At 64.8% G+C, this 22782-nt stretch carries 24 protein-coding genes and 1 tRNA gene; 11 read left to right on the top strand and 14 right to left on the bottom strand.

The genetic code is table 11. The annotated features are described in order from the left end of the window. Positions 1 to 419 (top strand): DUF2147 domain-containing protein (locus I6F21_RS36365; protein WP_225184247.1); only part of this gene is annotated, 419 nt, incomplete at its 5' end. Between the two features lie 178 nt (positions 420 to 597). Next, positions 598 to 954, top strand: coding sequence for a hypothetical protein (locus I6F21_RS36360; RefSeq protein ID WP_225115000.1), 357 nt, complete (start codon positions 598 to 600; stop codon positions 952 to 954). A 139-nt stretch (positions 955 to 1093) separates the two neighbouring features. Here I6F21_RS36360 and I6F21_RS36355 read toward each other — a convergent pair whose 3' ends face one another. Together I6F21_RS36355 and I6F21_RS36350 are read right to left on the bottom strand one after the other, a co-directional pair. Beyond that, the gene (locus I6F21_RS36355; RefSeq protein WP_036012436.1) at positions 1094 to 1498 is read right to left on the bottom strand and encodes a cupin domain-containing protein; all 405 of its coding nucleotides are present in this window, start codon (positions 1496 to 1498) and stop codon (positions 1094 to 1096) included. Between the two features lie 23 nt (positions 1499 to 1521). After that, positions 1522 to 2220: a ribonuclease activity regulator RraA gene (locus I6F21_RS36350; protein WP_036012452.1), complete on the bottom strand. Its 699-nt coding sequence runs from the start codon at positions 2218 to 2220 to the stop codon at positions 1522 to 1524. Between the two features lie 257 nt (positions 2221 to 2477). On the opposite strand from I6F21_RS36350, the gene pxpB reads away from it, so the two are divergent. The 3 genes from pxpB to I6F21_RS36335 are packed head-to-tail and all read left to right on the top strand — an operon-like array spanning position 2478 to position 5046. Continuing rightward, positions 2478 to 3209 carry a 5-oxoprolinase subunit PxpB gene (gene pxpB, locus I6F21_RS36345; RefSeq protein ID WP_225131385.1) on the top strand — a complete coding sequence of 244 codons (732 nt, stop codon included), beginning with the start codon at positions 2478 to 2480 and terminating at the stop codon, positions 3207 to 3209. Then, a complete protein-coding gene (locus I6F21_RS36340) occupies positions 3206 to 4243 on the top strand; it encodes a biotin-dependent carboxyltransferase family protein (protein WP_225143708.1) in 1038 nt (345 codons plus the stop codon). Before pxpB ends, I6F21_RS36340 begins: the two co-directional genes overlap by 4 nt. 32 nt (positions 4244 to 4275) lie before the next feature. After that, positions 4276 to 5046: a 5-oxoprolinase subunit PxpA gene (locus tag I6F21_RS36335; protein WP_225143709.1), complete on the top strand. Its 771-nt coding sequence runs from the start codon at positions 4276 to 4278 to the stop codon at positions 5044 to 5046. Between the two features lie 109 nt (positions 5047 to 5155). Here I6F21_RS36335 and I6F21_RS36330 read toward each other — a convergent pair whose 3' ends face one another. From I6F21_RS36330 to I6F21_RS36305, 6 genes are all read right to left on the bottom strand, one after another. Then, positions 5156 to 5308 (bottom strand): hypothetical protein, encoded by a 153-nt coding sequence (locus I6F21_RS36330; RefSeq protein WP_036028094.1) that lies wholly within the window; start codon positions 5306 to 5308, stop codon positions 5156 to 5158. Between the two features lie 224 nt (positions 5309 to 5532). Then, positions 5533 to 7149: a sulfite reductase subunit alpha gene (locus tag I6F21_RS36325; RefSeq protein WP_225143710.1), complete on the bottom strand. Its 1617-nt coding sequence runs from the start codon at positions 7147 to 7149 to the stop codon at positions 5533 to 5535. Next, positions 7146 to 8930 carry a NirA family protein gene (locus tag I6F21_RS36320; protein ID WP_225143711.1) on the bottom strand — a complete coding sequence of 595 codons (1785 nt, stop codon included), beginning with the start codon at positions 8928 to 8930 and terminating at the stop codon, positions 7146 to 7148. Before I6F21_RS36320 ends, I6F21_RS36325 begins: the two co-directional genes overlap by 4 nt. A 334-nt stretch (positions 8931 to 9264) precedes the next feature. Continuing rightward, a complete protein-coding gene (locus tag I6F21_RS36315) occupies positions 9265 to 10428 on the bottom strand; it encodes a CmpA/NrtA family ABC transporter substrate-binding protein (protein WP_225143712.1) in 1164 nt (387 codons plus the stop codon). Further along, positions 10425 to 11015 (bottom strand): ANTAR domain-containing protein, encoded by a 591-nt coding sequence (locus tag I6F21_RS36310; RefSeq protein ID WP_036012463.1) that lies wholly within the window; start codon positions 11013 to 11015, stop codon positions 10425 to 10427. Before I6F21_RS36310 ends, I6F21_RS36315 begins: the two co-directional genes overlap by 4 nt. Before the next feature lie 247 nt (positions 11016 to 11262). Beyond that, positions 11263 to 11826, bottom strand: coding sequence for a hypothetical protein (locus I6F21_RS36305; protein WP_036012466.1), 564 nt, complete (start codon positions 11824 to 11826; stop codon positions 11263 to 11265). Positions 11827 to 12106: 280 nt separating this feature from the next. Between I6F21_RS36305 and rimO the strand changes: the two genes are divergently transcribed. Then, entirely contained in the window at positions 12107 to 13426 is a 1320-nt protein-coding gene (gene rimO / locus I6F21_RS36300; protein ID WP_036012469.1) for a 30S ribosomal protein S12 methylthiotransferase RimO, read from the top strand. Between the two features lie 99 nt (positions 13427 to 13525). Here the strand turns inward: rimO and I6F21_RS36295 are convergent, their stop codons facing one another. After that, positions 13526 to 14467 (bottom strand): hypothetical protein, encoded by a 942-nt coding sequence (locus tag I6F21_RS36295; protein ID WP_036012471.1) that lies wholly within the window; start codon positions 14465 to 14467, stop codon positions 13526 to 13528. 233 nt (positions 14468 to 14700) lie between these two features. Between I6F21_RS36295 and I6F21_RS36290 the strand changes: the two genes are divergently transcribed. From I6F21_RS36290 to I6F21_RS36280, 3 genes are all read left to right on the top strand, one after another. Next, positions 14701 to 14886, top strand: coding sequence for a hypothetical protein (locus I6F21_RS36290; protein ID WP_225143713.1), 186 nt, complete (start codon positions 14701 to 14703; stop codon positions 14884 to 14886). Between the two features lie 185 nt (positions 14887 to 15071). Next, positions 15072 to 16262 carry an acetylornithine transaminase gene (locus I6F21_RS36285; protein ID WP_225143714.1) on the top strand — a complete coding sequence of 397 codons (1191 nt, stop codon included), beginning with the start codon at positions 15072 to 15074 and terminating at the stop codon, positions 16260 to 16262. Between the two features lie 116 nt (positions 16263 to 16378). Continuing rightward, a tRNA-Arg gene (locus tag I6F21_RS36280) sits at positions 16379 to 16454 on the top strand. 1 nt (position 16455) lies between these two features. On the opposite strand, the gene I6F21_RS36275 is transcribed toward I6F21_RS36280, so the two are convergent. From I6F21_RS36275 to pcsA, 3 genes are all read right to left on the bottom strand, one after another. Continuing rightward, positions 16456 to 17430, bottom strand: a complete 975-nt coding sequence (locus I6F21_RS36275; RefSeq protein ID WP_036012480.1) for a quinone oxidoreductase — start codon at positions 17428 to 17430, stop codon at positions 16456 to 16458. An 86-nt stretch (positions 17431 to 17516) separates the two neighbouring features. Then, on the bottom strand, positions 17517 to 18242 hold the full coding sequence (locus tag I6F21_RS36270) for a TerC family protein (RefSeq protein ID WP_036012482.1): 726 nt from the start codon (positions 18240 to 18242) through the stop codon (positions 17517 to 17519). After that, entirely contained in the window at positions 18239 to 18976 is a 738-nt protein-coding gene (gene pcsA, locus I6F21_RS36265) for a phosphatidylcholine synthase (RefSeq protein WP_225131997.1), read from the bottom strand. Before pcsA ends, I6F21_RS36270 begins: the two co-directional genes overlap by 4 nt. Before the next feature lie 129 nt (positions 18977 to 19105). Between pcsA and I6F21_RS36260 the strand changes: the two genes are divergently transcribed. Further along, complete coding sequence (locus I6F21_RS36260; RefSeq protein WP_225143716.1) at positions 19106 to 20290, top strand: UbiH/UbiF family hydroxylase; 1185 nt, start codon at positions 19106 to 19108, stop codon at positions 20288 to 20290. 227 nt (positions 20291 to 20517) lie between these two features. On the opposite strand, the gene I6F21_RS36255 is transcribed toward I6F21_RS36260, so the two are convergent. Further along, positions 20518 to 21471, bottom strand: a complete 954-nt coding sequence (locus tag I6F21_RS36255) for an AEC family transporter (protein ID WP_036012489.1) — start codon at positions 21469 to 21471, stop codon at positions 20518 to 20520. Between the two features lie 106 nt (positions 21472 to 21577). Here I6F21_RS36255 and hspQ point away from each other — a divergent pair, with 106 nt between their 5' ends. Then, entirely contained in the window at positions 21578 to 21910 is a 333-nt protein-coding gene (gene hspQ / locus I6F21_RS36250) for a heat shock protein HspQ (protein WP_024341905.1), read from the top strand. 73 nt (positions 21911 to 21983) lie between these two features. Here hspQ and I6F21_RS36245 read toward each other — a convergent pair whose 3' ends face one another. Continuing rightward, positions 21984 to 22751 carry an invasion associated locus B family protein gene (locus I6F21_RS36245; RefSeq protein WP_225184248.1) on the bottom strand — a complete coding sequence of 256 codons (768 nt, stop codon included), beginning with the start codon at positions 22749 to 22751 and terminating at the stop codon, positions 21984 to 21986. Positions 22752 to 22782 lie beyond the last annotated feature (31 nt).

Here is a 22782-nt window from a genome sequence, read left to right as displayed (position 1 = left end):
CCGCCCCGGCCGTGGCTGCGGCTCCGCCGGCCCCGCCTCCGCCACCTGCGCCTGCTCCCGCGCGCGTTCAGGCGGCCGCAGCGCCGCCTGCACCTGCAACTGCGCCGACGCGCGACCTCAATTCGCCGGTCGGCGTCTGGCTCACCGAGGAGAAGGAAGGCAAGGTCCGCATCGAGCAATGCGGCACCAACCTCTGCGGCTATTCGGTCGACAGCAAGTCGAACCAGAACGGCGAGCAGGTGCTGATCAACATGAAGGCGGGCAAGGACCAGAAATGGTCGGGCCGCATCCTCGATCCCAACTCGGGCTCGACCTACGATTCGACGATCGCCATGAAGGGCACCGACCGGCTGCGGGTGCAGGGCTGCGCCTTCGGCGGCATGTTCTGCGGCGGCCAGACCTGGACGCGGGTGAACTGAGATCCACCTGATCGTTCTTACTCAGACAAGGGGCTCGCGATGCGGGTCCTTTGCTTTTGCGCCCTGGCGTGCCGGCGTGCGCAGGCTCACACAGCCTTCAGCGCACGTGACAGCCCTCACATCGCCGGTTCCGCACGCGTGTCACGGTCCCCCGCATGGTCAACCACAGGGGCGTGTCATGAACGTGTTTCGCAAGGCTCTATTCTCCACCGCCGTCGTCATCGCTGTCCCGCTCGCGCAGGCCGACGCTGCGACAAGCACGTTCGATGGCGCGTGGAACGTCCGCATTGCTTCATCAAGCCAGGCCTGCGGCAACGGCGCGACGGTCTCCATCGGCATCAATAATGGCCAGATCGCCTCGAGCAGCGCCGCGGTGACGGCGTCGGGGCGCGTCGCCGATGCCGGCAACATCAAGGTCACCCTGAGCACCGGCATCAAGCGTGCCGTTGGCTTCGGCCGGCTCAGCGGCGCGTCCGGCTCCGGCACCTGGCGCGGCGCCATGTGCACGGGCACGTGGACCGCGGAGAAGATTTAGGTGCCGTGTCCCGGACAAGCGGCAGCGCGAAGCGTTGCCGCGCAGAGCCGGGACCCAGTGCTCTCAGTGGGTCGAAGATCTGGGTCCCGGATCGGCGACGCATCGCCTTGGACGATGCGTCTTGTCCGGGACACGAGAGTCAGCCCACCGCCGCGCCATACTCCGCGTCGGTGACCGGCTCCAGCCAGGTCGAGTAGACGCCGTCGAGCGCTTCCTGCATGGCGATGTGGCACATGCCGTTGGTCGGCGATGCGCCGTGCCAGTGCACTTCACCCGGCGGAATCCAGACGGTGTCGCCGGGACGGATTTCCTGGACCGGGCCGCCCTTGGTCTGAACGCGGCCGACGCCCGAGATCACGTAGAGCGTCTGCCCGAGCGGATGGTGGTGCCAGTTGGTGCGCGCGCCCGGCTCGAATGCGACGCGCGAGACGTTCAGCCGTGCAGGCGCCGGCGCCATGTTGATGGGGTCCTGCCACACGGTGCCGGTGAAGTGTTCCTTCGGCGCGCGGCGGGTCGGCCGCGTGCCGGCGAGCGTGATGTCCATGAGGGTCCTCGTTCCTTTGTCCGTTACTTCTTGCTGGCGGCGTAGCGCGCCTTGGTTTCGGCGTTCATGGGATAGAGGCCCGGCAGCACCGCGCCGTTGTTCACCTCGTTGACGATCCAGGCTTCCATCCGCTCCTGCTCGACGCCCTCATTGAGGACATGATCGAGCATCGCCTGCGGGATCAGCACGCAGCCGTCCTGGTCGGCGACCACGATGTCGTTCGGGAAGACGGCAACGCCGCCGCAGCCGATCGGTTCGCCCCAGCCGACGAAAGTGAGGCCTGCAACCGACGGCGGCGCGGCATAGCCGTCGCACCAAACCGGCAAATTGGTGCCAAGCACGCCCTCGACGTCACGCACCACGCCGTCGGTGACAAGCGCGGTGACGCCGCGCTTGACCATGCGCGCGCAAAGGATGTCGCCGAAGATGCCGGCATCGGTGATGCCCATGGCATCGACCACGGCGATGCAGCCCTCCGGCATCGCCTCGATCGCGGTGCGGGTCGAGATCGGCGACGACCAGGATTCCGGCGTCGCCAGATCCTCGCGCGCCGGCACGAAGCGCAGCGTGAAGGCCGGTCCCACCAGCCGCGGCAGGCCCGGCCGCAACGGACGCGCGCCGCGCATCCACACATTGCGCAGGCCCTTCTTCAGCAGGACCGTGGTGATGGTGGCGGTGGTGATGCCGGCGAGGGTCTTGCGGGCTTCGGGGGACAGCGACATGGACGAGAACGAGCTCCAAGGTGCGGGACAGAACGCGCGCATCTTGCGAGCCGCGAGCTTTGCGTCAAGGGCCAAGAGGCTAGCAATTACGCAGGGCCGCAGCGCCGTTATGCGATGCGATAACAAGGCTTTATCGCTTCCCCTTGCATTAATTTATTGGACTTGCGGGCACATTTACGCGAAGCAGGGACAAGCGGAACTCAAGGTCGAGCCCGCATTCCCGAGAAGCCCGATTACGACAGCGCTCTGACAGCTCAATGGCCGCGACGCTTCCCCCGCCCCGCCTTCTGCCCAGCGGCGACAGTGCCGTCACGGTCGAGTTCAGCCGCACCATCGACGACGATGCCAACCAGCGCGTGTTGGCGCTCGACAAGGCGCTGCTAGCTGCGCCCATCGACGGCATCACCGAGACCGTGCCGACCTATCGCTCGCTGCTGGTCCATTACGATCCCGGCGAGATCGGCTTTGAGGCGCTCGGCGAAAAGATCCTCCCGATCGCCACCCGGCCGCTGCCGCCGGTCACCAAAGCGCGCCGCTGGCGCGTTCCCGTCGCCTATGGTGGCGAGCACGGCATCGACCTCGAGGACGTCGCCAAGACGTTGGGCACCACGCCGGATGACATCGTCGTCAGGCATTCGCGCGGCGACTATAAAGTCGCCATGATCGGCTTCACGCCGGGCTGGTCCTATCTCAGCGGTCTCGACAAATTCCTGCACATGTCGCGGCGGCAATCGCCACGGCTGCTGACGCCATCAGGCACGATCTCGATCGGCGGCGTCCAGGCCGGCATCCAGTGCCTGGCCGCCCCGAGCGGCTGGCATCTGCTCGGCCGCACCCCGGTGCGAACCTATCAGCTCCACCGCAATCCGACGTTCCTCACCGAGCCCGGTGACCGCGTCACGTTCTACCCGATCGACCACAAGACATTCGAGGACATGGACCGCGCTGCGGAAGCCGGCGAGATCGTCGCCGAGCAGGTGGACGCATGAGCCGGCTCGTCGTTGCCAGCATCGGCCCTGCCAGCTCGGTCCAGGACGGCGGCCGCCACGGCGCGCAGCGCTACGGCTTGACCGTGAGCGGAGCGATGGACCGGCTGTCGCTTGCGGCGGCGAACACGCTGGTCGGCAACGAGCCGTTCGCGGCCGCCATCGAGATCGGCCCGTTCGGTGCCTCCTTCACCGCCCGCGACGGCGCCGTGCGCGTGGCGATATCGGGCGCGCCGCGCAATGCGGACATCGCCGGCAGCCCGGTCGCGATGGACACCTCGGTGACGCTCAAGGATGGCGAGACGCTGACGCTCGGCTTTGCCCGCGGCGGCGCCTTCACCTATCTCGCGATCGAAGGCGCCATCAAGGGCGAGGCAGTGTTCGGCAGTCTTGCTGTGAACGCCCGCGCCGGCCTCGGCAGCCCCTACCCGCGCCCGCTCCAGGCCGGTGACGAGTTCACGGTCGATGCCGCCAGCGGCGCACCGGAGCTGCGCATCGAGCTGCCGAAGCCGGCGAGCGGCCCGATCCGCGTGCTGCTGGGTCCTCAGGACGACGAGTTCGACGACGCCAACAAGGCGCTGTTCTTGGACAGCGAATGGAAAATCTCGGCGACCTCCGACCGCATGGGCTACCGCCTCGAGGGCCCCGCGATCAAGCATCTGCACGGCCACAACATCGTCTCCGACGGCACGGTCAACGGCAGCATCCAGGTGCCCGGCAACGGCGCGCCGATCGCGCTGATGATGGATCGCGGCACCTCCGGCGGCTATCCGAAGATCGCAACCGTGATCACGGCCGATATCGGCCGCCTCGCCCAGACCTCGGCAGGAACCGCGTTCCGCTTCAAGGCGGTCAGCATGGCCGAAGCGCAGGACGAGGCGCGCAAGTTCGCGCAAGCGATCCGCAGCCTGCCCGATCGTCTGCGCTCCTCCGATATCGTCGCCCTCAACATCGAGGCGCTCAGCGATGCTAACGTAGCGGGCTATGCGGTCAGCGCGGTCGATTCCGGGACGTGGCAGGTCACGGCGGAGCCGTAAGCGACAACAAGACCAGAGGCGGAGAGCAACCCATGAAGACAGTCGATCTGAATTGCGACCTCGGCGAAGGTTTTGGCGCGTGGGAGATGGGCAACGACGCCGCGATGATCGAGCTGGCAAGCTCGGTCAACGTCGCCTGCGGCTTCCATGCCGGCGACCCCGACATCATGCGCCGGACGGTGGAGCTTGCGAAGGCGCGCGGCGTCTCGGTCGGCGCGCATCCCGGCTATCGCGACCTGCACGGCTTCGGCCGGCATCCGATCGCAGGGCTCAAGGCCTCCGAGATCGAGAACCTCGTCGCCTATCAGATCGGCGCGTTGCAGGCGATCGCGATTGCGGCCGGCTACAAGGTCACCCATGTGAAGGCGCACGGCGCGCTCTCCAACGTCGCCTGCGAGGACGACATGACGGCGAAGGCGATCGCCGCCGGCATCAAGGCGGTGGATCCCAGCCTGATCTTCGTCGTGCTCGCCAATTCGAAGCTGGTGAAGGCCGGCGAAGACGCCAACCTGCCGATGGTGCACGAGGTGTTCGCCGACCGCGCCTATGAGGATGACGGCAACCTCGTCTCGCGCAAGAAGCCCGGCGCGGTGCTGCACGACGCCAAGGCGATCGCCGAGCGCGTGGTACGCATGGTGCAGGACGGCGCGGTGGTGTCGGTCACGGGCAAGGTCATCAAGATGCGCACGGATACGGTCTGCATCCACGGCGATACGCCGGGCGCGGTCGAGATCGCGCGCGGCGTGCGGCAGGCGTTGAAAGCTGCGGGGATCGATGTGGCGCCGTTCAAGCGCGGGGCGTGAGCAGGGTTCGGTGTCGTAGGGTGGATTAGCGAAGCGTAAGCCACCTCTTCTGCTGCAGCCATACAAGTGGTGGGTTACGCCTTCGGCTAACCCACCCTACGCAGACACATCAAAACGGGTGCACCGACAGCGTCCCGAACACGATCGCCGCGATCACCGCAAACGCGCTGTACATCGCAACGTGATGCATGCTCGCCCCGGTCCGGCGCGAGAGCGAGCGCGCGTAGAAGTGCAGCCTGGCTTCCGCCGATAGTTCGCGCATGGTCGATCTCCAACGCCCCATTTGCGGGAGTATGAAGGAACAACCAGGGCGGGAGGCAAGACGGTGGCGGAAAAAGCGATGAGGGTTCTCTGGAGGCCCCCCATCGCAGATGCAAATTCTCTTCACCAGCAGGTTCCGAGAATCTTATTCGTTAGAATCCAAGCCAGTTGGAACCGGAACGGATGACAATCGGATGACGCCCAACCCCGAGAGGAGTCGTCCGACTAGTACACGTCAGCCTGGAAGCGGCCAGTCTTCTTGAGCTCGGCGACGAAGCTGACGGCTTCATCGGTCGAACGTGCCCCGAACTGCGCGACGATGTCGACCAGCGCGCGCTCGACGTCCTTGGCCATGCGCTTGGCATCGCCGCAGATGTAGAGATGCGCGCCCTCGGCGAGCCAGGTCCACAATTCGCGGCCAACCTCGCGCATGCGGTCCTGCACGTAAAACTTCTTCTCGCCGTCGCGCGACCAGGCCAGCGACAGGCGCGTCAGAAGCCCTGAGGTCTTCATGGCGTTGAGCTCGTCCTGATAGAAGAAATCGCAATCGCTGCGCTGATGGCCGAAGAACAGCCAGTTCTTGCCGGGCGCGCCGGTCGCCTTGCGGTCGAACAGGAAGGCGCGGAACGGCGCGATGCCGGTGCCCGGACCGACCATGATAATCGGCGTCTTCGGATCTTGCGGCAGGCCGAAATTGTGCGCCTTCTGCACATAGACCTTGAGCTTCTCGCCTTCGTTGATCCGCTCGCCGAGGAAGGTCGAGGCGACGCCGAGCCGCCTGCGCTTGCCGATGACGTAGCGCACCGAGTCCACCGTCAGTGACAGCTTTCCCGGCGTCGCATTGTGCGAGGACGAGATCGAGTAGAGCCGCGGCTGCAGCGGCTCCAGCGCCTCGACGAAGGCCTCGGGATGCGGCCGCGTGCCGGAAAACTTCTGCAGTGCCGCCATCACGTCGAGCGTCGCGGCATCGCCATCGGGATCCTCTCCCTGCGCCAGCGCCCGCGCCTTCTCGCGCTGCGCGCCGCCGGTGATGAAGGAGATCAGCTCGAACAGAGTGTCGGGCGCCGGCGACAGCGAGACGTCGTCGATCAGCACCTCGCGCAGCGTCTTGCCGTTGACTTTGGTCGTGTGGGAGGCGCCGAGCAGCGCGATGACCTGGTCGACGAGGCCGACGTCGTTGCGCGGGAAGACGCCAAAACTGTCACCAACGACATAGTCGAGCTTGCCCTCGGAGAGATCGAACTCGATGTGATAGGTCTCCTTCTCCGACTTGCCCTTGTTGAGAAGACGGCGCGACAGGAAGGTCGCCTGGATCGGATTGTCGCGCGAGCGGCCGGGCTCTGCGATCGTCACGGTCACAGCCGGTGCCGGAGCGCCGGCCTTGTCAGTGCTCTTGTCGGTGGTCTTGGCCGCGGGCGCCTTGTCGAGCTCCTCGTACAGCGATTTCAGCATCCGCGCGGTTTCCTTGCCGCCGGGGACGCACAGATTGAGCCGCGCTTCGCTGCGGCTCGCGATCGCTTCCGAATAATCGTGGCAATTGTAGCCGCACTGGCCGCAATCCTGCTGTGCCATCGCCGCCATCATCTTGCGGCGCAAGGGACGGCCTTCGGCAAGCTTCATTCGCTCGGCGATCGGCATGGTCTGGTCGTGCCACGGCGCTTCGCCGTCGTCGCCGTCACCGGCCTGCATGACGGCGGCGCCCTGCTCTGCCGACAGCGGCGTTGCGACATCAGGCGAGAGCAGTCCGGCAAAGAAGCCGTTCAGCCAGGAGCGTTGCGCGTCGGAGAATGGCGCGCTGGCGGGGATGATATCGAGTTTCGGCGGAGGCGTGATCTGGTTCATGCGGACACCTGTGCATCGGCAAGCTTGCGCAGCGTTTCGCCGTCATGGCGGCGCGCGAACGAGAGGAAGGTTTCGTCGGGCGAGGCGCGATTGGCGAGATAGGCCTTGAGCAGCGCCTCGACCGTCTTCGGTGCGTCCTCGGCCTTGAGGTCGTGATAGACCTCCTGCCCGACATCGGCGTCGGGGCCGAACCCGCCGCCGGTGAAGAGGTGATAGCCCTCGACGGTGTCCTCCTCATTGATCGGCACGCGCGCGCCGATCAGTCCGATGTCGCTGATGTAATGCTGCGCGCAGGAATGATGGCAGCCGGTCAGGTGGATGTTCACCGGCTTGTCCATCGCGACGCGCGGCTCGCACCAGTCACCGATCTCCGCGGCATTGCGCTTGGTATTGGACGCCGCGAAGCGGCAGCCGGCATTGCCGGTGCAGGCGATCAGGCCGGCGCGGATGTGCGAGGCCTCGACCGCGAGCCCGATCTGCTTGATCGCGGCAATGGCGAGCTCGACATTCGCGTCGCGCACGCCCGAGATCAACAGGTTCTGCCAGACCGTGAGCCGGATCTCGCCGTCACCGAGATCTTGCGCCACCTTGGCGAGGCCCCGCATCTGATCGGAGGTGAGCTTGCCGAGTGTCAGCGATACGCCGATCCAGTTGAGGCCGTCCTGCTTCTGCTTGTGCACGCCGATATGCGCCATGCGGTCCGCCGCGGCCCGCGGCGCGAACGCCTCTTCCGGCACGCGCGTGAACGGCGTCTTCAACCGCTCCTCGACCAGCTTGAGGAAGCCGTCATGGCCCATTGCGTCGAGCACGTATTTAAGCCGTGCCTTGTTGCGGTTGGTGCGGTCGCCATGCTCGATGAACACGCGCACGATGGCGTCGGCGACGGCGGTCGCCTGCTCCGGCTTGACGATGATGCCGGAATATTTCGCAAAGTCTTTGTGACCGGTGATGCCGCCGAGGCCGAGCCGGAACCAGACGCCGGGCTCGACGCCGAAACCGTCCTTTACCTCATAGGCCGTGAAGGCGATGTCGTTGGTCTCTTCAAGCACCGCGATCCGGCCGGCGCCGTCGAAGGCGACGTTGAACTTGCGCGGCAAACCGTAGAGCGAGCGGTCGTTGAGGATGTGGTAGTGCCACTCGCGGGCATAGGGCCGCGTGTCGATGATTTCCTGCGGATCGATGCCGGCGGTCGGCGTTCCCGTCACGTTGCGGATGTTGTCGGCGCCGGAGCCGCGCGAGCACAGGCCGAGCTCCTGGATGCCCTCGATCATTCTGATCGCGTGCTTCGGCGGGATCTCGCGCAGCTGGAGATTGGCGCGCGTCGTCACGTGGCTGTAGGGGCCGCAGAGCTCGTCGGCGAGATCGGCAAGGCCCGACAGCTGCCAATGCTTCATGATGCCGTTCGGGATGCGCAGGCGGCACATGTAGGAGTCCTGCGTCGGCGCGACATAGAAGATGCCGTAATAGCGCCAGCGGAAATTGTCCGCCGGGCTCAGCGGGGTGTTGTCGAGCGCCTGCTGGCGCAGCCGCGGGTAGGCGTCGAAGGGGTGCTCGTCGCGCTTGAACTTCTCCTGATCGGCGAGCTTCTTGCCCGACGCGATCACCTTGTCCTGCGCCTTGATGTGCACGGCATCGGGACCCACAGGCTCGGCATTCGCCTTGCTGCTGCCGCCACCACCAAGGCCGCGGCCGACGCGGCTGATCTGCAGGCCGGTCGTGAAGCCTTCGAGATAGCGTTTCTGCTCGTCGGTAAAGTCGACTGAGAGCGAATCGATTTTCATGGTCGGTAACGAAGCTCCTGCGGCCACCTTCGGTGGCTTCGACGGATTGCGCGACCCGCGAGGAACGTCAGGCTGGCTCAGAAGCCGGCTTCGTCACTCACGGTCCGATCAGCTTCGTTGCTGCGGGACTTGGCTCAGCAGGCACCTATGACAAGCTGGCCGCAGCGCAACATTCAAGTTGCGTGCCAGCTTGATCGAAATAAAAACCAATGAAGTTTCAGATAATTAGGATGGGACCCGGAAACTGCCGGCTTGGGAACTCTCCCGAAATACGAGCAGCCAGCTCAAACATTAGCCAAGGATCTTAGATGCTCAAAAGCGAAGCAACCGCGAATCAGGCCTTCCAGCGCCCGACCCCGAAGGCCTCGAGATGCCCGCGGATATCGGCGGGGTCGAAGGCCGGACCGGCAAAGGCGCCGAACGCTGCGGGAGCCTCAAACGGCGCCCTGTTGCCGAGCGCCGCGTCGTAGAGATCGGGCCTGAACACCGCCATCGCCGTCTTGACCCCGTCAGGGGTGAGCGCCGTCTGGCCCCAGCGCACCATCTGCGCATAGAGCCAGGCGGCCTGGACCGGATCGGGCCGCCCTGCCCCTTCGCGTCCGACCAGCAGGTAGCGGCCGCTTTCGCGGAAGGTGCCATCGGGCGAAATCTTCAGGCGCCCGGTGAGGGTGCGTTGGATGACCTCGGCGTCGACGCCGATCCGTTCGGGTTGGGCCAGGATCTGCGCCGCCTCGGTCCGGTTCTCGGGATGCTCGATGAACTCGGCGGCTTTCACGGCTGCCCGCACCAGGGCTGCGACCACGTCCGGGTTCTTGTCGGCAAAGGTCTGGCGGACCGCCAGCACCTTCTCCGCCGCACGGACCAGAATGTCGGCGACGAAATGCAGGATATGGCCGATGCCGAGATCGACCGCGATCGAGTTCCAGGGGGCACCGACGCAGAACGCATCGACATGGCCGTTCTTGAGGCTGTCGACCATATAGGGCGGCGGCAGCACCACGAGGCGCACGTCCTCGTCGGGATCGACGCCCGCCGCCGCCATCCAGAACCGCAATTGATAATTGTGGGTGGAGAACGGGAAGGTCATGCCGAAGGTGAGCGGCTCGGCCCCTGCCGTGCGGCGCTTGGCAACCACCTTCGCCAGCGCTTTCGCCGTCGCCATCGGGTCGAAGCGATCGCCGTCGATCTCCTCCATCAGCGCGGCATGGAGCGCCGGCGACACCGTGATGGCATTGCCGTTGATGCCGAGATTGAAGGCCGCGGCGATCGGCACCTTGACGTGACCGAGGCCGAGCGAGGACGCGATCGCCACCGGCGCGAGCAGATGCGCGGCATCGAACAGGCCGATATTGAGCTTGTCGCGGACGTTGGACCAGGAGACCTCGCGCACCAGCTCGACCTCGAGCCCCTCGGCGGCGGCAAAGCCCTTGTCGACCGCGACGATCAGCGCGGCGGCATCGACCAGCGGAATGAACCCGATGCGGAGGGGAACGGTCATTTCAGCATCTCCGACGCGGTGATGATCGACTGTGCGATCTCGCCGATTTTCTTCTTCTCGCGCATCGCGGTGGAGCGCAGCAGCACATAGGCCTCGTCCTCGGTCAGGCCCTTCACCTTCATCAGAATGCCCTTGGCGCGCTCGATGATCTTGCGGTCCTCGAGCTGCGACTTGGTGCGCTCCAGTTCCTCCTGGAGCTTGGCGAAGGCGTTGAAACGGGACACGCAAAGGTCGAGGATCGGCTTGATGCGCTCCTTCTTCAGCCCGTCGACGATATAGGCCGACACCCCCGCCTCGACCGAGGCCTGGATCGAGGCTGAATCGCTCTGGTCGACGAACATGGCGACCGGCCGCTTCACCGCGCGGCTGACCTGGAACATCGCCTCCAGCACGTCGCGGCTGGGGTTTTCGAGATCGATCACGATGATGTCGGGGTCCGCCGCATAAATACGGGCCAGCAGGCTCTGCATCTCGCTGATATGGACGACTTGGGTAAACCCGGCCTCGCGCAATCCCTCCTCCAGGATCGCGGCCCGGATCGGGCTTTCGTCGACGATCACGATTTTGGGCGACTGTTCGGCGCTCATGGCTCACTCACGGCAGCTGATTCATCCATAGCACGCCGGATCGCCCTGCAAAGGGTTGTAATTATGGGCAATTGGGACTAGCTCAGGCCGGTCAATCAGGCAGATTAGATATGGATCAGACGGCTGCGCCCAAGGTCAGCTTCGGGTCGCTCGGGTGTCCCTGACACGACGAATGTAAACTCTCCATGCCGCCCTCCCGCAAGAAAACGCTCGCGCAGCCTTCAGCTGCGAAGCAGAACTCATGCTCTCACGGAATCTTCGCGCCAACGATCATCTTGTCGAGAAGTGGCATGGCGACCAGCACTGCCGCCTCAGTGCGGCCGGAGACCGCTAGCCGCACGACGTAGGAATTGCCGTCCTTGTCGCGGTCGGCGTAATGCGCGATGACTTCGATCGGCTGGTCCTTCAAGGACGGATTGTCGTAGCGGTTGATGATGACCTTCGGGTTGACCGAGGGAAGCGTAGTGATCTTGGCATGGTCGCCGGATGTCGTCGCCCAATCCTTATCACTCGTTGCGATCCATTGAACCAGTTCGGTGCGGTCCTCGTTATAGCGGCCTTCGGCATAGATGATTGCTTCTGCTTTACCGAATGTCTTCCCTTTGGGAACGAACATCGATGCGCCGTATTTGAGACTCGCGGCCTCATCCCTCGTCCACCCGTCGGGTGCCTTCACGCGAGGCCTGAATTCCGGACACAATCGTTCCTGCCGATCGCAGACATGGATGATCTTGTCGACTTCAGCGCGGGCCGGAAACATGGCGCCATAGGAAACGGTAACGAAAGCCAAGCCGAAGATGAAGCGGCGCATCGTGGTTAAGCTCCGTGAAATCAAGCAAGAAACCGAATAACAACCAAAACGGGCGTGTTCGAGCAATTCACCTCGGATCCTCCACTCGCTCGATCCGAATGAGCTTCCAGACCAGGAACCGTCAGTCAGTAATACCGTCGCTGGTGACTGGCCGATCACGCCAACTACGCGCGCGTACTGCTTTAGCCGCGCGCCGCATACGTTAGTTGTTGAATTTCGCCATCGGTTCAATTACTTGGATCGCAAATCCAGACAATTCAGATAGGCTCCAGGCGATTACATGGACAGAGCGCCGCGCATTTCATTCACGTCACTCGGGTGTCCCAAGGCCTTGGTGGATTCCGAGCGCATCATCACGCGGCTGCGCGCGGAGGGCTATGAGCTCGCCCGCAAGCATGACGGGGCGGACATCGTCATCGTCAACACCTGTGGCTTCCTCGACAGCGCCAAGCAGGAATCGCTCTCGGCGATCGGCGAGGCCATGGCCGAGAACGGCAAGGTGATCGTGACCGGCTGCATGGGCGCGGAACCGGAAGCGATCGAGCAGGCCTATCCGGGCGTGCTGTCCATCACCGGCCCCCAGCAATATGAGAGCGTGCTGAACGCCGTGCACCGCGCGCTGCCGCCGGCGCACAATCCGCATCTCGACCTGGTGCCGCCGCAGGGCATCAAGCTGACCCCGCGCCACTACGCCTATCTGAAGATTTCCGAGGGCTGCAACAACCGCTGCACCTTCTGCATCATTCCGAAGCTGCGCGGCGACCTCGTCTCGCGCCCAGCCGATGACGTGCTGCGCGAGGCCGAGCGCCTCGTCGGCGCGGGCGTCAAAGAGCTCCTGGTGATCTCGCAGGACACCTCAGCTTACGGCGTCGATCTCAAATATGCCGAGAGCCCGTGGAAGGACCGCCAGGTCCGCGCCAAATTCCTCGACCTCGCGCGCGAGCTCGGCGAGCTCGGGGCCTGGGTCCGGCTGCAATATGTCTATCCCTACCCGCATGTCGACGAGGTCATCGCACTGATGAACGAGGGCAAGGTACTGCCCTATCTCGACATCCCGTTCCAGCATGCGAGCCCCGAGGTGCTGAAGGCGATGAAGCGTCCGGCGGCGCAGGACAAGACGCTGGCGCGGATCAAGCGCTGGCGCGAGGAATGTCCCGATCTCGCCTTGCGCTCGACCTTCATCGTCGGCTTCCCCGGCGAGACCGATGCCGATTTCGCCTATCTGCTCGACTGGCTCGACGAAGCCGAGATCGACCGCGTCGGCTGCTTCAAATACGAGCCGGTCGCCGGCGCCACCTCGAACGCAATCGAGAATCCCGTCCCTGAAGAGGTCAAGCAGGAGCGCTACAATGCGCTGATGGCCCGGCAGCAGAAGATCTCGGCGCGCCGGCTGAAGCGCAAGGTCGGCACGCGCCAGCAGGTCATCATCGACGAGGTCGGCCCGACCGTCGCCAAGGGCCGCTCCAAAGCCGATGCGCCGGAGATCGACGGCGCGGTGTACCTGACGAGCCGCCGCCCGCTGCGCGTCGGCGAGATCGTCACGGCGAAGATCGAGCGCGCCGACGCATACGATCTGCACGGCAGCGTCGCGGGGTTCTGACCGCGTTCCGTCATTGCGGCGTAGCGAAGCAATCCAGAATCCCTCCGCGGGAACAGTCTGGATTGCTTCGCTACGCTCGCAATGACAGTGTGGAGACAATCACGCCAGCCATTTCGGCACCCAGCGCTCCGGCCTTGGTGCACGGGCGAGATCGGCTTTCGCCTCGGAGAGCAATGCCGGTTCACCGTCGATGGTCGGGCGCACGTCGTATTCGAAGCTCGGCATGACGCGGCCGTCGGCGTAGAGTCCGAACCTCATCGCGTACCATAACCCGAGCTCAGGCTGAGCCTTCCACATCTGTTCGCGCAGATCGCGCAGCAGGGATTCGATTGAAGCCGCTTCCTCAAACGGCTGCGGTCCGCGCGTCAGCACGCGCGCCTGGTATTGCTTGCCGACGATTGCGACCTCGAAACGCGTCTTATCCCAGGCATTCTTGCCCTTGGGCAGATGGGCGGCCAGCCGCCAGCCGAGTTCGGCCATCATGCGATGGTTGGCCCAATAATCCTCGCGGTCCCGGCTCCATTTTTCCATGAAGCCGCGGAAATCAGGCAGCTCCGGAGGCCCGTCGTCACACGTCGCCTTCTCGCCAACAGGCTGTCCAGCGAGCCATTGCGCAAGTTCGACGGTCTGAGGCTCGACTTCGTCATGCGGCTTCAGATCGCTCCAGGCCCTGTCGAATTGCTGCGACGTCAGCCTCGTCAGCAGCGCATCGAGGCTCGGCGCCAGCAATTCGTAATCACCCTCGGAACCCAGACCGACGATCGGCGGATTGTCGCGATCAAGACCCGCGCCATACCAGCCGCCGACGGCCGAGCCGTCCGGCAGGCGCATGAACAGCGAAAACCTGTCGCGCAAGGGACTGCCGTCGACGATCGGCGCGGAGTCGGAGAACTGGCCTTGCAGGGCGAAGCGGCCGACGCTGCCCCAGGGACGCCCCTCGAGCCAGCCGGCGAAATCGACCAGCAGCGGCGGCGCGTCGGTCCCGGGCGGAAATGCGCCGCGAATGCTGTCGAGGTCGATTGGGTAAGGCGTGTCGGACAAGGCTGAAAACTGGTCTGATTGGTCCCGTCTTGCTTGGTCTGAACCGACGTGAAGCCGGTTCGAACCAAATCGCATCCCATGATCACAAACGCGCCAGCGACCCGATGGTTGCTGCAGGGCGCGACACGGCGAGACGGCCTGCGCTCCGCAATGTGACACCATAATGCATTCACGCAGCGGTCACGGACTCGGCCTAACTCTGCCCGCGTTTTCAACGCGAGCGAGGAACGAGGATGAGCCGCCTCTCGGACATGCTGCGCACGCAGCGCTTCGACGATTACCGCTTCTACCACCAGAGCACCGTCAACCAGACGCTGCACAGCCGCCCACCCGACCTGACCGATGCACGCTCGGCGTGCATCTTGAAAAAAGCCTGCTTGACAAGTCCTGCCATTCGGCTGTACGGACCCGCCCCATGATCAACGCCCGGACCAACCAGCGCACCGAAATGCTCCGCCGTCGCTCCCGCGACGACGAGAGGGTGCGCCATGTCCGAGGACGCCGCTGAACCACTGAATTCAGCTAGTTTTCGAGAAAGGCCGCACCCGCAAGGTGCGGCCTTTCTGCTTTTTGCGCCCTTTTTTTTCCACCCCTGGAGTACGACATGACCACGCATCCGTATGACGCGCTGATGGACATCACCGCACGGCCAAAGACCGTGTTCGTCCGCGGCGCCGGCTCCTACCTCTGGGACGACAGCCGCAAGCGCTATCTCGACTTCGTGCAGGGCTGGGCCGTGAACTGCCTCGGCCATTCCCCGCCCGCGATCGCCGATGCGCTCGCAGCTCAGGCCAAGCGGCTGCTGACGCCGAGCCCGGCCTTCTACAACGAGCCGAGCCTCAAGCTGGCGCAGGCGCTGGTCGAGAACAGCGCGTTCGACCAGGTGTTCTTTGCCAATTCGGGCGCGGAAGCCAACGAGGGTGCGATCAAGCTCGCGCGCAAATACGGCAGCCTGCACAAAGGCGGCGCGTTCGAGATCATCAGCTTCGAAGGCGGCTTCCACGGCCGGACGCTGGCGACGATGTCGGCTTCGGGCAAGAAGGCGTTCGAGCCGCTGTTCGAGCCGAAGGTCGCGGGCTTCAAGAAGGCCAAGCTGAACGACATCGCCTCGGTGGAAAAGCTGATCAACGCCAACACCGTCGCCGTGATGCTCGAGCCGATCCAGGGCGAATCCGGCGTGTGGCCTGCGACCGATCAGTTCCTGCAGCAGCTGCGCGCGCTGACCGAGGCGCACGGCCTCTTGCTCATTTTCGACGAAATCCAGACCGGCATGGGCCGGACCGGAAAGCTCTTCCACTATGAGCATACGGGGATTGCGCCCGACATCATGACGCTCGGCAAGGGCATCGGCGGCGGCGTGCCGCTCGCAGCCCTGCTCGCGACCGAACGCGCCTCATGCTTCGAGCACGGCGACCAGGGCGGCACGTTCAACGGCAACCCGATCATGTGCGCGGCAGGCCTTGCGGTGCTTGAGGAGATCAAGAAGCCCGACTTCCTGAAGCAGGTGGCCGAGACCGGCCTCTTGCTCGAAAGCGAGCTGCAGAAGATTTCGGCCCGGCATGGCCTCGGCGGCGTGCGCGGACGCGGCCTGTTGCTCGCGCTCGACCTCAAGCTGCCGATCGCACCGGGCATCGTCGCACAGGCGTTCGAAGCCGGCGTGCTGCTGAATGCCCCACAGCTCGACAGCTTGCGCTTCATGCCGGCGCTGAACGTCACGAGGAGCGAGATCGCCGAGATGATCGAATGTCTCGACGCGATCTTGACCAAGGCCGGCGCGGCAAGACGCGTCGCGTAGTGCTGTAGGGTGGGCAAAGCGAAGCGTGCCCACCATTCAAACTGTCGTTGCGAATTGGTGGGCACGGCGCGTTACGCCTTTGCCCCACCCTACGACAGCCAGTTCGAAGGTGGTAGGGTTCCGTAGCTCAATGGACAGAGCACCGCGTTGCGGGCGCGGAGGTTCGAGGTTCGACTCCTCGCGGGACCACCATCTACGGCTTCAAGATCGAAGCCCCCGTGGTCTTGCGGCTTTCGAGATCGATATGCGCCTTGGCGGCGTCCTTGAGCGCGTAGGCGTGGTTGATCGGCACGTGCAGCTTGCCGTTGATGACCGCGGCGAACAGGGTGTCGGCACCTTCGAGCAGTTCCTTGCGCGTGCCGACATAATCGTTGAGCTTCGGCCGCGTCGCGAACAGCGAGCCGTGATTGTTGAGCTCGGCGATCGCGAACGGTGGCACGGGGCCCGACGCATTGCCGAACGAGACGAACATGCCGCGCGGCTTCAGGCAGGACAGCGAGCCCGGGAACGTCGCCTTGCCGACGCCGTCATAGACGACGTCGCAGCCCTCGTTACGGCTGATCTGCTTCACGCGCGCAACGAAATCCTCCTCGTTGTAGAGGATGACGTGATCGCAGCCATTGGCCTCCGCAAGCTCGGCCTTCTCGCGCGAGCCGACGGTGCCGATGACATGCGCGCCAAGCGCCCTCGCCCACTGGCAGGCGAGCAGGCCGATGCCGCCGGCGGCGGCGTGGACCAGCACGCGATGATGCGGCTCGACCTTGAAGGTCTTGTGCAGGAGATACCAGACCGTCAGCCCCTTCAACATCAGCACGGCACCCTGCTCGTAGGTGATGTGATCGGGCAGTTTGACCAGCTTCTCCCAGGGGATGTTGCGCTCGCCGGTATAGGCGCCGAGATTGTGGTAATAGGCGACGCGGTCGCCGGGATGAAAATTCGTCACGCCTGGCCCGACCGCGACCACCTCGCCGGAGGCCTCATTGCCGGCGATGAAGGGCAGCCCCGGCGCCTTGTAGAGGCCGGTGCGGTAATAGACGTCGATGAAGTTGAGGCCGACCGCGTGCTGGCGGATGCGCACCTCGCCGGGCCCGGGCGCCGGCACGTCGACGCTCTCATAGACCAGGGCTTCGGGGCCTCCGACCTTGTGCACACGGATGGCTTTCGTCATCACCTGACCTCCTCTTCGTGCGGCTGAGCGAAAGCTATCGCGCCCGCCTTGTCAACTCGACGCCGACTGGAAACGACCCAACGCGACTACTTGGCGGCTTTCCGGCGGTTGCGCCTGGCCAGCACGTTGAAGAACTCCACCGCCGCCGAGAACGCTATTGCGAAATAGATGTAGCCGCGCGGAATGTGGAAGTGGAATCCGTCCGCAACCAGCGCGACGCCGATCAACACCAGGAAGGCCAGTGCCAGCATCTTGGTGGTCGGATGCTCCGCGACGAATCGCGCCACCGGACCCGCCGAAACGTACATGACCGCGCATGCGATCACGACCGCCGCGATCATGATCTTGATGTCCTCGGCCATGCCGATCGCAGTGATGATCGAGTCCAGCGAGAACACGATGTCGATGATCACGATCTGGACGATCACCCAGAAGAAGGCGCTGCCTGTGGAGTCCTTCTCGCTCGCGTCGTGATCGGATTCGACCTCGCCGTGAATCTCATGTGTGGCCTTGGCGATCAGGAAGAGGCCGCCGCCGATCAGGATGAGATCGCGCCAGGAAAAAGCATAGCCCTGAATCGAGAGCACCGGAGCGGTCAGGCCGATCAGCCAGACCAGGAGACTGAGCAGGATGAGGCGAAAGACCAGTGCCAGCGCAAGCCCGATCTGGCGGGCGCGCTGCGCCGGTTTCTCGGGAAGGCGCGAGACGAGCACCGAGATGAAGATGACGTTGTCGATGCCGAGCACGATCTCGAGCGCCGTCAAGGTGAGCAGCGCGGCCCAGGCTTCCGGGCTGGTCAGCAGCTCCATCACGCCGATAATCTCGCCAGGGATTTCGCCAACCGGATCAAGGCATCGCTGAAGCTGATCCAGAGCGCGATGGCGCAGAGCACGACGGTCACCCCGGTGCCGACGCGAAAATCCATTTGCAGCGTGTAGAAGGCGAGCAGCGCCCAGACCGCGATCAGCGACATCGTCAGCCAGCGCAGCCGCACCACCCTGACAGGGTGCAGCACATGGAAAGGCACGAACGTCAGCACGACCAGCGCGGCGACCAGCAGCGTCGCCCACAGCGGCGGCCAATGCAGCAGGAACAGATAGAACGCGGCCGCATTCCAAAGCGCCGGGAAGCCGCGGAAATGATTGTCGTCGGCCTTCATGCGCTGGTCGGCGAAATACAACGCGCTGGTGACGATGATGGCGATGCCGAGCAAGGGAGCCGCTACCGGCAGCAGCATGCCGCTCGCGACGATCGCATAGGCCGGCACGAAGACATAGGTGCAGAAGTCGACCACGAGATCGAGCACGTCGCCCGACCAGTTCGGCTGCACGTTCTTGACGTCGAGCCGCCGCGCGATCGGCCCGTCGATCGCGTCGATGATCAGGGCGACGCCCAGCCATTGAAACATCGCCGCCCAGTGCTCGCGCACGGCCTCCAGCATCGCCAGGAGCGCGATTGCCGCGCCGAAGGCGGTAAAGATGTGCACCGAGAAGGCTGCGGCGCGGATCACCGGTCTCGGCTTCAGGGAATCCTGCTGCGTATCCATGGCTTCTGCTATCAGAATGCGACCGGTTTGCACATCCGCCATTGCGGCGCACGATCGCAAAATTCGCCATAAAATCAGGGAAATATAGGTGGGCTTGAATTTGCCGCCCGGCGTGTCAAATGTCGTTCCATGATAGACGCATCGACACTCCATGACGCGGCCGTGATCGGCGGCGGACCTGCCGGCCTTGCCGCGGCGATCGCACTGGCGCAGGCGGGTGCCCGGACCGCACTGGTGGCGCGTCGCGTTCCCTATGCCGACAATCGCACCACCGCATTGCTCGGCGCCTCCATCGATCTATTGGAAGGCCTCGACGTCTGGTCGCGCTGCAGGGACAAGGCGGCTGCGCTGGAAGTCATGCGCCTCGTCGACGACACCGGCCGGCTGTTCCGCAGCCCCGAGGTGCGCTTCTCCTGTCACGAAATCGGCCTCGATGCGTTTGGCTACAACATCGACAACCGCTCGCTGATGCTGGCGCTGGAAGCGCGCGCGGCCGAGCTGCCCAATCTCGTCCGCTTCGACGACGAGGCCGAAAGCGTCGTCATCGAGGCCGACGACGTCGCGCTGCGCACGGCGTCCGGACAGTTTCTCTCGGCGCGCCTCGTGGTCGGCGCCGACGGCCGGCACTCGCTGTGCCGCGAGGCTGCTGGCATCGCCGTGACGCGGCGCGAGCTGCACCAGACTGCGCTGACCTTCAACATCAGCCATGCCCGGCCGCATCGCAACGTCTCGACCGAGTTCCACACGCCGCACGGGCCTTGCGTGTTCGTGCCCCTGCCCGGCGACCGCTCCAGCATCGTCTGGGTCGCAGCGCCTGCGGAGGCTGAACGGCTGCGCGGCTTGAGCGACGAGGCGCTGTCGGCGGCGATCGAGAAACAGTCGCATTCGATCCTGGGACGGATGAATGTGGAGCCTGGCCGCAACCTGTTCCCGCTCGCGATCGAGCGTCCGAAATGCTTCGGCCGCGACCGTATCGCGCTGGTCGGCGAAGCCGCCCATGTGGTGCCGCCGATCGGCGCCCAGGGCCTCAATCTCGGCCTGCGCGATGCCGCCGACATTGCCCGGCTCGCGGGCGAGGCCATCGCCGCGGGACAGGATCCCGGCGCCGACGATGTGCTCAAGCGCTATGACCGCGCGCGGCGTCCGGACATCTTGAGCCGTACCTTTGCGATCGACATCGCCAACCGCTCCTTGCTCAACGATTTCCTGCCGCTCCAGCCCGTCCGCGCCGTCGGCATGCACCTCCTCGGCGCCATCGGCCCGCTCCGGCGCTTCGCCATGCGCGAAGGCCTGACGCCGACCTGGCGCAGGTAGCTCCGAAGCGCGTTAGGTTGGACGACTTCACCGCTGGCTCGGTGCAACCTCTCCCGCTTGCGGGGGAGGTCGGCGCGAAGCGCCGGGTGGGGGCTCTCTCCGCGACGGGATTTTTTCTGCACTCTCGACAATCCCGACGCGGAGAGAGCCCTCTCCCCGACCCTCTCCCGCAAGCGGGAGAGGGAGCGCACCGGCCCGCGGAAGAGATCAAGCCAATCTCATCACCATCAAGGAAACGCCAACCGTCCCGTCTGGATCGCCCACATCACGCTAGTCAGCGTGACCACCGACGCGAAGGTGCCGAGCAGGACCGCGACCGAGGCGGACTCGATCCAGGCATCGTTCTGCCGGGCGATGACGAACACGTTGAGCGCCGGCGGCAGCGCGGCCATCAGCACGGCGGTGGCGGCCCAGGGCTGCGCGAACGGGCCGAACGCCAGCATCAGGGCGAACGCCGCGAGCGGATGGATCAGCAGCTTGACCGCGATCACGCCCGGCACCTCCCACGGCACCCGATCGAACGGGCGGAGCGCCACGGTCACGCCGAGCACGAACAGCGCGGTCGGCGCGGCCGCGTTCTGCAGGAAGGTGATGGTGCGGTCGAGCGCGACCGGCAGCTCGATATGCAGCGCCGCCACCGCCGCGCCGAAGCAAGCCGACATGATCAGCGGATTGAGCACGATCTGCTTCAGCACGACGCCGAAAGCATGGACGAGCGAGGGATGGTCGCGGTCGGAAAGCTCGATCAAGAGCGGCACGATCGTGAACAGGAAGATGCTGTCGCAGCAGAAGATCAGCGCGGTCGGCGCAGCCGCCTTCGGCCCCAGCACCGCAAGTGCGAGGCCCGGGCCCATATAGCCGATATTGCCGTAGCCGCCGGAGAGGCCCGCGAGCGTCGCTTCGCGCAGCGTCAGCCGTCCGAATAGCTTGCCGACCACCAGCGCCAGCGTGAATGCCGCGACCGTCGAGAGCGTCGTCGCCACCAGGAACGGCGGGTTATTCAATTCCGAAAACGGCGTCTTCGACATGATCGCAAACAGCAGCGCCGGCAGCGAAACGTAGAGCAGGAAGAAGTTCATCCAGGCGAGCCCCGATTCCGGGATGGACTTGACCTTCCCGCAAGCGAAACCGACGAAGATCAAGCCGAAATAAGGCAGCGCCAGATTGAGGATATCGACCATTGCTGAAGTTTTTTCTGAAGGCTTGGGGGCTATCCGCCCCGGAGACGAAGGTTAATTCCAGCTGAGGGCACTAGCATCGGCCACAATCCTGGTCTATCGACGGGGGATGATTAAAGCGCGGACCGCCAAATTCCAGATCGGACAGGTCGTTCGTCACCGGATCTTCTCGTTCCGGGGGGTGATTTTCGACATCGATCCGGAATTCAACAACACCGAGGAATGGTGGTTGTCGATTCCCGAGGAAGTGCGGCCCCACAAGGACCAGCCGTTCTATCACCTGCTCGCGGAGAACGCGGAATCCGAATACGTCGCCTATGTCTCGGAGCAGAACCTGTTGCCGGACGATTCCGGCGAGCCGGTCCGGCATTCCCAGGTCGCCGAGATCTTCGTCAAGGACAAGGCCGGCGGCTATCGCCCGCGCAATCCCTCGCTGAACTGATCGTCGTGATCGTCGGCCAGCAAAAAAGGCGCTCGAACCGAGCGCCTTTTTCACGTCCGGGATTTGCTCCCGATTACTTCTGACCGGTCGGAGCCGCGCCCGGTGCGCCACCACCCTGCTGCTCGAGCTTCTTGCGCTGCTCTTCGGCCTTCTTCTGCAGCTCTTCCTGCAGCTTCTTCTGGGTTTCCTCGAACACCTTCGGATCGGTCGGCGGACCGTCATAGGCCTTCTGGAATTCGCCGGCGAGCGGCAGCGGCAGCGTCAGCGGCGCGCCGTTGGCATTGATCGCCTGGACAACGAGATTCTGGCCCTTCTTCATGTTGTTGATGAGCTCGGGCGTGGCCTCGTAGTCGGACATGCAGCCGTTCTGGAAGCAGATCACATAGGGCTGCTGCAGCGGCGCGTTGCTGTCGACGATGATGCGGGTGCCGTGCACGAGCTGCATGCCGAGCGGCAGCGTCACGCGCAGGATCTTCTTGGGCTCGCCTTCCGGCTCGATGATCACGGCCGCGATGACCGGCTGGCCCGATTCGATACGGCCGTCCTTGCCGGTGAAGCAGACCTGCTTGGCATTGGCGTCCTGGCCCTTGAGGCAGAACTTGGTCCAGGGCGCATAGATCAGCTGGATCTGCTGATCGGCGGGCTGAGCTGCGCCCTGCTGCGGGGCGCCTTGCTGCGGGGGAGCCTGAGGGGATGCTGCGGGCGCCGGAGCCTTGGGAGCTGCCTTGGGAGCAGCCGCCTTCGGAGCCGGGGCCGGGGAGGCGGTCGGGCAGCGCCGTGAGCAGCGCGCCCTGGCCGAGCCGGCGCGCCCATTCCTGCAGGTCGTTTGAGAGGAAGCGATAGCCGCCGACCGCCATGATGCCGGAAGGCGG

The organism is Bradyrhizobium sp. NBAIM03 (genome assembly GCF_020194055.1).
GTDB classification, from domain to species: domain Bacteria; phylum Pseudomonadota; class Alphaproteobacteria; order Rhizobiales; family Xanthobacteraceae; genus Bradyrhizobium; species Bradyrhizobium yuanmingense.
This window is presented reverse-complemented; position numbering and strand designations above follow the sequence as displayed.

Coding starts and splice junctions, on each gene's coding strand:
- pxpB (WP_225131385.1), top strand. CDS start 2,478: ATGGCCGCGACGCTTCCCCCGCCCCGCCTTCTGCCCAGCGGCGACAGT.
- I6F21_RS36285 (WP_225143714.1), top strand. CDS start 15,072: ATGACCACGCATCCGTATGACGCGCTGATGGACATCACCGCACGGCCA.
- I6F21_RS36260 (WP_225143716.1), top strand. CDS start 19,106: ATGATAGACGCATCGACACTCCATGACGCGGCCGTGATCGGCGGCGGA.
- hspQ (WP_024341905.1), top strand. CDS start 21,578: ATGATTAAAGCGCGGACCGCCAAATTCCAGATCGGACAGGTCGTTCGT.
- I6F21_RS36350 (WP_036012452.1), bottom strand. CDS start 2,220: ATGTCGCTGTCCCCCGAAGCCCGCAAGACCCTCGCCGGCATCACCACC.
- I6F21_RS36330 (WP_036028094.1), bottom strand. CDS start 5,308: ATGCGCGAACTATCGGCGGAAGCCAGGCTGCACTTCTACGCGCGCTCG.
- I6F21_RS36355 (WP_036012436.1), bottom strand. CDS start 1,498: ATGGACATCACGCTCGCCGGCACGCGGCCGACCCGCCGCGCGCCGAAG.
- I6F21_RS36315 (WP_225143712.1), bottom strand. CDS start 10,428: ATGACCGTTCCCCTCCGCATCGGGTTCATTCCGCTGGTCGATGCCGCC.
- I6F21_RS36310 (WP_036012463.1), bottom strand. CDS start 11,015: ATGAGCGCCGAACAGTCGCCCAAAATCGTGATCGTCGACGAAAGCCCG.
- rimO (WP_036012469.1), top strand. CDS start 12,107: ATGGACAGAGCGCCGCGCATTTCATTCACGTCACTCGGGTGTCCCAAG.
- I6F21_RS36305 (WP_036012466.1), bottom strand. CDS start 11,826: ATGCGCCGCTTCATCTTCGGCTTGGCTTTCGTTACCGTTTCCTATGGC.
- I6F21_RS36335 (WP_225143709.1), top strand. CDS start 4,276: ATGAAGACAGTCGATCTGAATTGCGACCTCGGCGAAGGTTTTGGCGCG.
- I6F21_RS36320 (WP_225143711.1), bottom strand. CDS start 8,930: ATGAAAATCGATTCGCTCTCAGTCGACTTTACCGACGAGCAGAAACGC.
- I6F21_RS36290 (WP_225143713.1), top strand. CDS start 14,701: ATGAGCCGCCTCTCGGACATGCTGCGCACGCAGCGCTTCGACGATTAC.
- I6F21_RS36340 (WP_225143708.1), top strand. CDS start 3,206: ATGAGCCGGCTCGTCGTTGCCAGCATCGGCCCTGCCAGCTCGGTCCAG.
- I6F21_RS36275 (WP_036012480.1), bottom strand. CDS start 17,430: ATGACGAAAGCCATCCGTGTGCACAAGGTCGGAGGCCCCGAAGCCCTG.
- I6F21_RS36255 (WP_036012489.1), bottom strand. CDS start 21,471: ATGGTCGATATCCTCAATCTGGCGCTGCCTTATTTCGGCTTGATCTTC.
- I6F21_RS36325 (WP_225143710.1), bottom strand. CDS start 7,149: ATGAACCAGATCACGCCTCCGCCGAAACTCGATATCATCCCCGCCAGC.
- I6F21_RS36360 (WP_225115000.1), top strand. CDS start 598: ATGAACGTGTTTCGCAAGGCTCTATTCTCCACCGCCGTCGTCATCGCT.
- pcsA (WP_225131997.1), bottom strand. CDS start 18,976: ATGGATACGCAGCAGGATTCCCTGAAGCCGAGACCGGTGATCCGCGCC.